At 33.6% G+C, this 12,086-nt stretch carries 13 protein-coding genes; 9 read left to right on the forward strand and 4 right to left on the reverse strand.

Annotated features, from left to right (window positions below):
* Positions 1-25 precede the first annotated feature (25 nt).
* From OSJ91_RS13105 to OSJ91_RS13125, 5 genes are all read left to right on the forward strand, one after another.
* Positions 26-538 carry an Imm6 family immunity protein gene (locus OSJ91_RS13105; protein ID WP_485891761.1) on the forward strand — a complete coding sequence of 171 codons (513 nt, stop codon included), beginning with the start codon at positions 26-28 and terminating at the stop codon, positions 536-538.
* A gap of 218 nt (positions 539-756) precedes the next feature.
* On the forward strand, positions 757-1,263 hold the full coding sequence (locus tag OSJ91_RS13110; RefSeq protein WP_485891762.1) for an Imm6 family immunity protein: 507 nt from the start codon (positions 757-759) through the stop codon (positions 1,261-1,263).
* Positions 1,264-2,258: 995 nt separating this feature from the next.
* Positions 2,259-2,870, forward strand: a complete 612-nt coding sequence (locus OSJ91_RS13115; protein WP_485891763.1) for an SMI1/KNR4 family protein — start codon at positions 2,259-2,261, stop codon at positions 2,868-2,870.
* A gap of 250 nt (positions 2,871-3,120) precedes the next feature.
* Positions 3,121-3,420, forward strand: a complete 300-nt coding sequence (locus tag OSJ91_RS13120) for a contact-dependent growth inhibition system immunity protein (protein ID WP_350302567.1) — start codon at positions 3,121-3,123, stop codon at positions 3,418-3,420.
* Positions 3,421-3,626: 206 nt separating this feature from the next.
* Positions 3,627-4,106, forward strand: coding sequence for a DUF600 domain-containing protein (locus OSJ91_RS13125; protein ID WP_350302568.1), 480 nt, complete (start codon positions 3,627-3,629; stop codon positions 4,104-4,106).
* A 598-nt stretch (positions 4,107-4,704) separates the two neighbouring features.
* Here OSJ91_RS13125 and OSJ91_RS13130 read toward each other — a convergent pair.
* Positions 4,705-5,619, reverse strand: coding sequence for an iron-hydroxamate ABC transporter substrate-binding protein (locus OSJ91_RS13130; protein WP_350302569.1), 915 nt, complete (start codon positions 5,617-5,619; stop codon positions 4,705-4,707).
* A 565-nt stretch (positions 5,620-6,184) separates the two neighbouring features.
* On the opposite strand from OSJ91_RS13130, the gene OSJ91_RS13135 reads away from it, so the two are divergent.
* Together OSJ91_RS13135 and OSJ91_RS13140 are read left to right on the forward strand one after the other, a co-directional pair.
* Positions 6,185-6,364, forward strand: coding sequence for an MBL fold metallo-hydrolase (locus tag OSJ91_RS13135; RefSeq protein WP_350302865.1), 180 nt, complete (start codon positions 6,185-6,187; stop codon positions 6,362-6,364).
* A gap of 195 nt (positions 6,365-6,559) precedes the next feature.
* Entirely contained in the window at positions 6,560-6,751 is a 192-nt protein-coding gene (locus OSJ91_RS13140) for a hypothetical protein (protein ID WP_485891764.1), read from the forward strand.
* 367 nt (positions 6,752-7,118) lie between these two features.
* Here OSJ91_RS13140 and OSJ91_RS13145 read toward each other — a convergent pair whose 3' ends face one another.
* The 3 genes from OSJ91_RS13145 to OSJ91_RS13155 form a co-directional block, all read right to left on the reverse strand.
* Positions 7,119-7,364, reverse strand: coding sequence for a hypothetical protein (locus OSJ91_RS13145; RefSeq protein WP_350302571.1), 246 nt, complete (start codon positions 7,362-7,364; stop codon positions 7,119-7,121).
* A 364-nt stretch (positions 7,365-7,728) separates the two neighbouring features.
* The gene (locus tag OSJ91_RS13150) at positions 7,729-8,940 is read right to left on the reverse strand and encodes a SpoIIE family protein phosphatase (protein ID WP_485891765.1); all 1,212 of its coding nucleotides are present in this window, start codon (positions 8,938-8,940) and stop codon (positions 7,729-7,731) included.
* A 22-nt stretch (positions 8,941-8,962) separates the two neighbouring features.
* Positions 8,963-9,784, reverse strand: a complete 822-nt coding sequence (locus OSJ91_RS13155; protein WP_350302573.1) for an alpha/beta fold hydrolase — start codon at positions 9,782-9,784, stop codon at positions 8,963-8,965.
* 970 nt (positions 9,785-10,754) lie between these two features.
* Here OSJ91_RS13155 and OSJ91_RS13160 point away from each other — a divergent pair.
* On the forward strand, positions 10,755-10,964 hold the full coding sequence (locus OSJ91_RS13160) for a hypothetical protein (RefSeq protein ID WP_350302574.1): 210 nt from the start codon (positions 10,755-10,757) through the stop codon (positions 10,962-10,964).
* A gap of 158 nt (positions 10,965-11,122) precedes the next feature.
* Positions 11,123-12,085 carry a peptidoglycan-binding protein gene (locus OSJ91_RS13165; RefSeq protein WP_350302575.1) on the forward strand — a complete coding sequence of 321 codons (963 nt, stop codon included), beginning with the start codon at positions 11,123-11,125 and terminating at the stop codon, positions 12,083-12,085.
* Position 12,086 lies beyond the last annotated feature (1 nt).

The raw sequence follows: 12,086 nt of genomic DNA on the forward strand, positions 1-12,086 counted from the left end.
AGAAAATAAGTAGGGAATGATAGTTATGAATTTTATCAATAACCTCAACGCAGTGGCTAAGGTTGCAGTAGGATTGGTAATAGCTGAAAATATGTTTAATATAATTAGTATGGATGAACCCGGATATAAAATTGGTAAAGAAGCTCTAGATTCCTGTTGGAAATGGCTTGAAGGTGAAAAAATCGATGCGGATGATTTGTGTAACTACATAGATAGCGAAGATTATGTAGATGTAGCTGAGTTTGCAAATAAAGAAAAGGATGTACAAAAACAATATGCATGGTATTCAGTTTTAGATGCTGTTTCTTATACAACTTATCAAGCATATAAAAAGGAAAAAAGAGACTTTGTTCCTCAAGTGGTTGAAGTGATTGATGACGAAACGTTAAGAATATTAGGTGAAAATGCGATTGAATCGGGTTATTTTGAGATTGAAAGTCTAAATAATTTTAAAAAATACTTATTGGAAAACTACTCATTAATCGATAATATTGAAAACTATAATTATATAAAAAGGGATAGTCTAACACTGTCCTAAGAGTATAAAAGAAACCTTCTCCCTTTAGGAAGAAGGTTTTTTAACCAAATCGAATTAGGTGAACCTGAGAAAGTGGAAATAACTAAGTAAAAGAAGTAAAAGGTACCCTGAGTTAACGATAAAGTTATCTTCTGAGACGTTGAAGGGGTTAAATCTGCAGGGGAATTATCCTTTATTTTAAATAAATGGAGTTTTGATTGAATAAGGAGGAAAAGTTTGTGATAGAAAAAATCATTGAAATGAACTCTGATTTACAGGTAGCATTTCTTTTAACTTTGTCTGAGAAAGTTATAGGCATGCTTGCGAAATCTTCTGGGTATAAAGCTGCAGTCGAAGCAATTGACTTATGCTGGGATTGGGTTGAAAACAAAAACATTTCTGGAGATACTATCTATCAATTTTTTGACAATGCAGATGAAACAGGTCTATTCATACTGATGCAATTTGAGGAGAAGGAATTAAAGATGAAGGCTTGGAACTGCATTATTGATGCGATTGCATTTACTGATTGGAAAGCTTATATTGAGCAAGGGGAAAAATATTTACCTGGTCCAATAGAATCAGTGGATGAGGATCTATTTCATCATTTCATAAATAATTTCTTAGAAATTAACCATGGAAAGGATGGAATGATCTATCGATTAATTGATATTTTACAAGATAATTATTCAAATAATAAAATTGATGCAAATATAAGAAAACAAATTTTATCTAGCATTGAATAAGTAGTTATACAAATGGCTGTTCAGCTTTTTTCCTTTAAGTTCTTGTTTTACACGCACAAATAAAGAAACAAAAGTAGGTTATGTAAATTGTTAGCGGATGGGTTAATTATGATTATGAGGATTTATCCAATGAGAAGATCACGAAAGAAGGATTATTTGGGAATATACTCGTTTAGGTCTTTTACCTGAATCTGAAAATGAAAAGAGTATTTTAGAAGAATACCTTAAGAAAGAATAATGGAGGCACGGTGGCTTAGAAAAAAATAGCAAGTGGGACAAAGTCCTCCCTTACATAAGGAATTTGCGCAAAAGCGCGGTTTAGAAGGCCCAAGCTACAATAACAAGGAAAAACTACGTTAAAAAATATAGGTGAAGAACTAGGCAAAAAAGAAATTCCTAAACGTATAAGTGTGGAACAAGTATCCCTCGCAGGAGGACCAACTTTAGCCAAGTTATGATCGAAAAGCAGACAATTTTCCCAATGAGACAAATGCTAAATTTAGAAGAGCATCGCCGTCTTCTAAAATACAAAGAGAAGTTTACAATAATATTGATGATATTATTGGATTGAGGATTTTGCTCTACCTGGAAAAATAATGATAAAAAACGGCATGCAGACCATATTGTTTCTCTAGAAAATAGCTCGTATAGAAGGTTTTGAGACATTAACTTACAATCAACAGAAGGAAATTGCCAATTTTGCAGAGAATTTTATAGGTCTTAGTGAAGCAGCTAATACATCTAAAGGTTCAAAATCATTTGCAGGTTGGTACATCTACAAAAAAGAAAATATTCCGGTAAATCCTGAATTTAGGGAAAAAATGATATTAAAAGAAAAAGAACTAGAAATTGAGATACAAAAGATGATAGATGAATTTAATAGGAAAAATAAAAAGGAGTGATTTCGGCTGGATAAATTATCTTTTTTAAAACAATACAGGAAAAGTATCGAGTTTGTATCTAACAAAGACTTACTCAATATTGAAAAGGAAAATATGCCTGAAAAATGGATAGAGATATTTAAAGAAACAGATAAAACTAGAAAGAAAGATAAACTAATAGCTTTATGGAATAATGTGTGTGAAAAAGAATTGAGTAATACTATATCATACTTGAAAGAGAATTTATTAGAAATTGAACTAATTGTAGATAATGGACAATATGCAGTACTATATAGCGTAATGAGTGAAAATGACGAAATTCTCTATTATGAAGGTGGTATACCGACCAATTCTATTAATATTTCAGAAATGCAACAAAATTGGTCAAATGTACCAGTATCTATTAAGGGATTTTATGAAAAGTTACATAATGGGTTTTATTATCTGCCAAGTAGAGCTATGGGGCTTGTACCAGTAGACCACATTACTCATTTTGAGGATTACGAATGGGGAATACTTGAAGAATTAGATGAACCATTAGGAATTAATATGGCAACAACATATGGTTTTTTTGAAAATGGCATGGGAGGATATGTTGCTATAGATTTAAAAAACTGTATAGATGTCTTAGCGACATTATGGTTTACTAATGATAAGCCTGAGTATAATGTGGATTTCTGGGATATTGTAGATGAATGGATTGTAATAGGGCTACAAGACAATTGAAAAATATGTAAAATCCCTCGCAGGAGGACCAAGCCCTCGCATATGGAGAAAATACAAAATGGATTTCTGGCCCAAATACCTACATTACCAATAAAAATTAAGGATGTTGAAGAAATAATTAGTAGAAGTGTATCAAGGAACTCCGACTTTGTAGAGAATGTTACAAACGCAAAAATTGTACTTAAAAAAGATACAACGATAATTTTATTCTAACAGGATATCCATAAAAAATAAGGAAGCGAGGAATCTAATGAAAGAAAGGTATGATTACTTAGAAGAGTTAGAAGATTTTTTATGTGGAACATTTCACCAGGATATTAGTTCGCCTGAACAAGCATTAGTTGAGTTTATAAACGAAGCTAATAATGAATGTTTGCTTTTTACAATAAAGTATTGTGACGAATTTTTAAATAGTGATATAACAAAAAAAGAAAAGGAAAACTATATAAAAGCTAATGCAGAAATTTATTTTCCCGCAATTGGATTAACTCCTATACAGTGGCTAAATAAAGTCATAGAACGAATAAAAGAAGCTGTAAAATTAAAATAGAACTTATTATCATAGAAACCTTGGGAGGTAAACAAGTCTTTCAAGGTTTTTATTATGGGAATTTCAATGGCCTACGGCTAAAAAAAGGGGAATTTGTTCCTCAATGTTAAAGTTAATTATGATGGGATTAATAAGAGACCGAGCAGTTTTGATATTATGTACGAGATAGATGGGGAACCAAACTTTATTAAAATAAAGAATTAGAGGTGTTCATTTTGGGAAAAGAATTTGAAGATTATTTTTCAGAGCTTCAAACAGATTTGGTTGCGATTTGTTTGGAATTTGTTGATAAGAAAGCAGATGAAATTTATATTTATGGTTCTTATGAACCTGATGCATATTATTTTAATGTGTTTTATAACGTGCAAGGGACTATTGTTTTGAAGCAAAAATTGAACGAAATAGATGTGAAGAATCATGACTATATTTATGATGTATCAAAAGAACGACAATTTGCATTACAACGTATAGGTACTGAAATTTTAGAAGAGATTCATAAAAGATGTAACGAATTTAATCATGAGATGCCAACTGAAATAAAGTTACGTTACAGTATAAAAAATAACAAATTGCAAGCAAAGTATAACTATGATTTAGTTTACACTAATGATGATACCCTTCTTCCAAGTAATATTTTCAAAACTTGGTTTAATGAAGTAAGTGAAGAGTTAAGTAAAAGAGATTAATATTGTTAACAAATTTGACTGGAAAATATATGTGAAGTGGATAGAAGGTAATGATGAGGTGTTTGAAAATACTTACTTCATGATGGTTGAACCATCATGAAGTATTTTGTGCAATGATAGAATTGAAAAAGAAGTACGAGGTTAGGCGAGATTTTGATTGCACAACAGATTAACGATATGATTCCAAATGAATGGGATAATTGTTGTATTAATGGTGAAGTTAAGGGGGGAAGGAGGAGCTTTCTTCTTTTTTAGGCCCCAAAGGTAAGGAGTAACACGTTTTTACATTATATTTCAAAATTATATTATGTAGATAAGATAGCTTACAATTAAGAACTACATAAAATTATATCAAACAAATTTTGAACTCCAAAAGTTTTTATTGATAACGACCAAGAACCTTAGTATTCGGTGACATTATTAGTAAATGATTCAGGAAAGTTAAATGTACATTTTGATTATACAAAGTGGCTTGAAAGGAATTTGGTCCAACAGCTGCCTTTTAGGCATCAGGTGCTGTTTGTTTTTCTGAGATGAAATTCAAGTATAAAACACATTAAAGAAGGAATTCTCATTTAAAGAATTCCTTCTTTGCATATTATTTGTTAAGAAATGATTTTTCGAAAAATTCCAGAAGATGCTCTAAAGTGATTGGATCACTGTAGGTGGATGCTTTACTATTTATTTCAAATATACGATCGTTTTTAACTGCAGGTATATTTTTCCATGTCTCGGTCTCTACAAATGAATTAACAACATCTGGGTTTTTGCTAAAGATAATATAATCTCCAGTATACTCAGGAAGCACTTCCGATGAGAGGACATAAATGCCGGATTTAAGTGCCTTTTCTTTTACTTTTTCAGGCATTTTCAAATCCATTGCTTGATACAATATTTCTGTTCCGCGTGCATAGTTATTTCCAAATACATAAAACTCCTTTGCATCATTTTCAATCACAGAAACGGTTGCATCTTCACCAATTTTTGCACGTATCGCTTTTCCTGCGGATTCTGCACGTGTTTCGAAATCATTAACCCATTCTTTTGCTTCCTTTTCTTTGTTTAAGAGTTTACCGATTTCTATTTGCTGTGATAAATAATCTAATTTCCCCCAAGTGAATACTACAGTTGGAGCAATTTCATTTAGCTTTCCGATATTTTTCATCTCGGATCCCGCTATGATTAGGTCCGGTTCCAGTTCTATGATTTTCTCGAGGTTATCTTCTGATACGACTTCCACTCCCTTTAGTCTTTCTTTAAAAAGTGGATTCATATTAGTCCATTGGTCTATCCCAACGACATTTCCTTCTAAAGCCAATACATTAGGTCCATTAGAGAGAGCAATTATTCTTTTTGGGTTTTTAGGAATCTCAATAGGGCCAGTTTCTGATTGATATGTAACTGTTTCTTTTTTAGCCTTGGATGCATTATTTTCGTTCGCAGTCTCTTTGTTACCGCAAGCACTAAGAATGAGTACGAACAAGAGTAGGAAGGGGATGAATAGCTTTTTCATTCTGATTTTTCTCCTTATGAATTATAGAGTAGGTTAAAAACATATCAAAAAATGTCTAATTAATAATGATATTCATTTTCAATGACTACATCAATATATTAATAGTAATGATAATCATTGTCAATAAATTTCGCCAGGTTGCTAAACTCTGTGTACTAAAAAATTGCGGTGTTCGCAGTCATCATTTTCTGCCTGCGTCGTTAAATACTTGATGTTGACGTATTCCGTTAAATTTTGATCGGTATTTGTTTACATAACTATATTATGGTCTAATCGTTGAGAAGTCATATATATTTGAACTAAAATTTGGAGGTGTATATAATTCTATAAATATAGTATAGAAAGAATTAAATGAAAACGTTAAAAAAGGGTTTTTAATCGTGTTAGCAAGTTTTGTTTTTCATTACTAAACATTTCGATACCGGTTTCAGCTCATGAAACTAAATCAAAACGAACGGTAATAACCAGTGAGGATGGATCAGTAGTTATAACTCAAATAAAAAAGGATGTTTGGGTACATACAACATATACGGAAATCCAAGGTAATAAGATTTGTGCGAATGGTCTGGTACTTAATACTTCAAAAGGAATCGTCTTAGTTGATGCAGCTTGGGACGATATACTGGCAAAGCAAATATTGGATATGATAAAAAAGGAATTCAAAAAACCTGTCAAGTGGGCAATAGTAACTCACCACAAATACGATAGAATTGGCGGGATACAGGCATTATTGGATCAAAACTAAAAACGGTAAGCACTCCTGAAACTGCAAGATTGGCAGAAGAGTTCAACTATCCTATGCCCGATCCTTCACTGGATTCAATGGCATCAACTTTAAAAGTTGGGAATATGAAAATCGAAATATACTTCCCCGGGGAAGCCCATACTTCTGATAACATGACGATATGGCTTCCAAAGTATAACTTAATTATTTGGTGATATGATCTTTGCACTGGAACAAAAGAATTCGGGGATCATTGATGAAGCTAACATGGAAGCTTGGCCAAATACGATGAAGAATTTAATGTATGTGTATAAAGATGCGAAAATCGTTATTCCTGGTCATAAAAATTGGGGAAATTTCAGTTTGCTTCCACATACATTGGAAATTGTCCAGAATCATGGAAAATGAATTAATTAATTCTCATTCACTTCTAATCTTTAAGCAACTTGTCCACACCTTCCATCAGTCCATGCATATACAATAGTAAGGAGGGTGTTAGTATGCAGATAAATTGTTGTTATGAAGAAAAATGTTTTGAGAACAATGACCCGAGTACAGTATGGTTTCCTGGAAAACGTTGTGAATGTAAAAAATGCAAAAAAAACAAGCATCGTTTTTATTAATCACTAAAAGAATGAAACAACTGTAAAACAATTGTTCAACAGGGGCAGTCCTAGTGGCTGCCTTTTTTATTTGGATATGAAGTTGATGGTGGTAATGCTCTGAAATATAAAAGCTTAAAAACACTCAACCGTGATGGCTGAGTGTTTTTAAGCTAGTCTTTCTTAAGAATCTGCCTGCTTTGCTGAATGATTTCATTATTTTTATTAATCGCTTCAACATTGTTTAATTTAACATGGTCATTGATCAATTCATTGTCTTCCATATATTCAAGTAACAATTCGACGGATTTATCCAATAATCTTTCCAGTGGGATTACCCTTTCTTCTGCCAAACGAGTGAGCCGCATGTTTAAATGTGAAGCGAGTGAGGAAACGAATGGATCTCTACCTTCGTTCATTTGCCATGCCCCCTTCCTCTTTAATAGCTTCATTATATGATGGAAATTATTGGAAGGCAAATGGAGCAAAATTAATGAAAAGATGGTTAAATCGATTGAAAGTGTGCTGGTAGCTGGATTATTTTTGGATCGGACGCTGTCAATTATTTATATTACGCAATCTTTAATAATTATTTTGCATAAAAAATAGAAGCTACCCAAAATAGATAGCTCCTCATTTGTTTTATTTTATGCCAATTACTAAACTGGCCATTAAGACTCTCGGTTTTCGAACCAACTAAATTAGTATCTACTACAGGAATTCCCAAGAAATTGAACAACAATCTGTATTAGTTGATGTAACGGATAGCGCAACCCCAAAGTCTTATTTTAGTTTAACCAAAATAAGACTTTGGTCATCTTTACGTTGGTCAGTGTCCTCTTCATTTCTAAGCGATTGTATAATTTCCTCTTTAAGTGTAAATAAAGGGGCAGCCGAATAGGTCTTTAACAATGAGCATAAACGGTCTGAACCTAGAGGTTCTTCAACTCCATCTGTATAAAGGCAGAGCTTACTGTCCTTATTGTATGTAAGGGTATTTGTTTTAAAAATAATTTCTTCAAACATCCCGAGTGGAGGCCGATTAGAACGCAACTGATATTGTTTTCCGTTTATATCCTGTAAAAGAACGGAAGGATGGCCTGCATTAATATAATTAATTTCTCTCTTATCAGTATCGATTAAAAGGTAGACGGCTGTGCAGTAATGCCAAGTTTCACTTGTGTTTTTGAATAAAGAATGAAGGTGATCATCTAATTCCTTCATCACAGTTTTCACTTCAGAACCTTTTAAAATTAATCTCTGAAATATGGAATGAAGTGACATGGTTATGAGAGCTGAAGAAAGCCCGTGCCCCATCACATCAAGTAGGATAAGCCCATACCGTTGGGCGTCAATTTGGTAAAATCCATATAGATCACCTGATAATTGATTGGAACCTTTATAATACGCTTGAATTTCAAGATGTTCATTACTAATAGGAACAGTTAATAGTGTCTCTTGGATTTTTTTAGCAAGATCCATTTCTCTTTCTGTATCTACTTTGTATTTTTCGTTTTTTTCGTTTAATTCAATAAGTTTATCCTTTTGAATTTTCATCGTTTCATGAGCAGTCTCTAAATCAGAATAAGCCTTATTCCTAGCATTTAGAGCTGTCACTGCCTCTTTTTTCGCTATAAGAAGCTCATTTTCTAATTCGTTTCTTTTTCGCATTGGAATCACCACACACTCAATAATGGTTCTTCCATCTCGCTCTCTTTGAACAGCGTTTAGTAACACAGGTATTTCTTCTTCGTCTTCAGACTTTAAGGATATATATATTTCCTCAATGTGATTTTCTAACTTAATCAGAGGAACAAGATAAAGCTGATGAAAGAGTATAGCAGAAGCCGAAAGGATAAAATTAATATGCTGTCCCTTCAATTCATCGAGATTATACCCCAATAATTTAAGTAAGGTTTGATTAACGGATAAAATATCATCTTCTTCTGATAAAGTTAAATATCCGCAGGGTGCCTCATTCAGTTGTTCATTCACAAAAATTCACACCCATCTCTATCTATAAATCGTTTGTCGGAAATTCATCCAAAAACTGTCTAATTAAGAATATCGTCTCTTCAGGATGACTCATATGTGGACAGTGTCCTGTTGCTTTCATCACTTTCAATGTACTATCAGGAAGATGCTTATGAATATATTCTCCTACTGCTGACGGAGCAATAACATCTTCTGAACATTGCAAAATGAGTGATGGTACTTTTACTTTTGGTAAGTCTTTACGGTTGTCTGCAAAAAAGGTAACCTCCGCAAATTGTCGAGCGATAATGGGATCAGTAGAACAAAAACGATTCTCTAGCTCCCGTTTAAGCTCTGGTCGATCTGGATTATTCATTACCGTTCCAGCAAAGGCGGTTGCCCAGCCTATATAATTTTTGTCCATCATATCAATCAATCCTAAAAGTTGTTCTTTTTCGAATCCTCCGTAATAATCATTAGGGAGATTCAAGTAGCAAGGAGAAGGACCAACCAGAACAAGTTTAGAAAAATATTCTGGATGTTTAATTGATGCCAGCATGCCGATCACACATCCGACAGAGTGTCCAACAAATATAGCATCTTTTAGGTCTAATGCGGAACAAACATCAAGTACATCTTGTGCATACCCTTCAAGAGTACTGTATCTTTCCACGTTATATGCCTGTATATCTGAATTACCTGACCCAACATAGTCAAATAGGATAATTTGGTATTCATCTTCGAAGTCTTTTGCAACTGATTGCCAGACATTTTGATCACAACCAAAACCTGGGGCAAATATCATTGGTCGTGTACCACTTCCTTTAAGCTTTACATTATTACGCAATAAAATATTCGGATTCATGATTAGCTCCTTCATTAGAAGATATACTTACTATATGTTAACACTAACCTTATTCGAATTAAAGAATTACACTTTAGTACCAAATCGGTGGAACTTATGTTTAACTTCACCATGATTTACTTGAACTGAAAATTGTCACAGTATCTATTTACCTTAAAAGTTCTGTCAACCTTTTACCATGGTAAGTAATGATCGGTTTTCATAGTCTTAGATTTGCTGGTCAGTGAGTACGAGGAATCACATTTTCTCCTCAAACCATCATTTAAGATCTATTAATAAAAATGAATAATCATCAAACTATGATTTACAAAGGCACTCGCTTTAAAATGAACTTGAAGGGGGGAGATTGATACACTTCGTGGAGTTTCAAGACTTTTGGAAACTCTTAGACTAACGTATGCACGAACTTCTTATATACGGAAAAGGCCGACAACGTTCCTTGATAATTAGCCTTTGGAAAGGCTAATTTTTTTAAAAGGGATTATGTATAGGGGATCCATGAGGGGTTTTTTAATTAGATCGAAATATATGGCCCGTGATGTGATTCAATCCACTGTTCTAGAGTGTAAATTCTTTTTAGAAAACATTTTGTAGAGAGCGGAGATAAGTGGGGTTTTGAGAAGTATTGACTGATTATGTGAAGTTCTTTAATTCAATTTATCTATTTTATAATCATGATAGAAACGCGACAAAAAATACATTACCCTAATTTATGTCTATATTTGAATAGATAAGATGGGGGTTTTTATAATGGGTAATTTAAACTTCTCCCTTTTTCTGATTCAAATCTTTCAATATGGATTCACCCTATCTTTAAGAAATTTTCTGATTACTAATTGGAGATCATTAAAATGCGGCTAGCTTCAGTTTTTTGCGCAAAATAATTATTTAAATAATAAATCAATATCGAACGCCTTCTTTGTTTTTCCTGTATAATAATACTATATTTTACATTTGGGAGGGATTATTTATGGACCAAGCCAGCAGTTTAATAGGGCTTTTTGCAATCATACCGATTTTATTTTATTTGGGACTTATTGTATTAAGTGTTTATTTCATAATTAAGATAATTAAATTCATCAATGCAAAGACAAGATTAGATCAAGAAAGAAATGAAAAGCTGGATGAGTTGATAAGGGTAATTGGTAAAGAAAAAGAAGATCAAAATATGCCTTTATAATAGTTGAAAAGCACAGCCCCATTTAGGGTTGTGCTTTTTTTATTTAAGAACGATGAACCTATACTAGGTCCTCATAAAAGGGCGTTTTTTTTGTAACGTCAAGGTAGGTGTACAAGCATTTCCTAATTAGCACCATAACATATTAGGAGGTGATTGAATTGACGGTTAAATTAGAAACTTTATTGGATCGTTCAGAAAAGAATATGGGCAGCGGAATTCATCCAGTCGTAAAAGAATCAGCATTGGAAATGGTTAAACGGGCATATCAAGAAGGCATTTTCGTGCAAATCAGCGCAGGTTATCGGTCTATGGAAGAGCAAGCAAAGCTATATGGTCAAGGTCGCCTAGGATATATCTACGATGGTAAAAACTATAGTAATCTATCAAAACCGAGAGTGACCAACGCGATGCCAGGTCAATCTTACCATAACTATGGACTAGCCATTGATTATTTCATAGTCAGTGATGATGGAAAGAATGCAATATGGACGGTTGATGCAAAATGGAAACGGGTAGCGGCTATTGGTAAATCCTTGGGCTTTGCATGGGGAGGAGATTGGTCAAGCTTTAAAGACTATCCGCACTTGGATATGACGGCCGGACTGACTTATTCTCAGTTAAAAGCGGGAGCAAAGCCTGTACTGATATCAAAAGTTAAAGGAACAACCCCACCAGCTACACAAGTCGAATCCGAAGTCATTGTAAAAGATACACCAGCAAAGGACAGCGGCAACCAAACTATCAAGTCCATTCAAAGGACATTAAATAGCAGATATAATGCGAAAATAGATGTTGATGGATATTATGGTCCCAATACTAAAAAAGCGCTGATCAAGGGTTTTCAAACCGAATTGAATAAACAATATGGTGCAAAGATTAATGTTGATGGAATATGGGGACCCCAAACAAAAGCGGCTTCACCTAATGTTAGGGAAGGGGCGGAAGGGAATATCACCTATATCCTTCAAGCTGCACTTTATTTGGAAGGACATAATCCACATGGCATGGATGGTATCTTTGGAAGCGGAACGGAAATAGCTGTGAAGGCATTTCAAAGGGCCAATGGATTATCTGCAGACGGCATCGCCGGTGAAAATACCTTTGCAAAACTATTTGGATGAT

The sequence above is a fragment of the Bacillus sp. T-10(2022) genome (genome assembly GCF_056502895.1).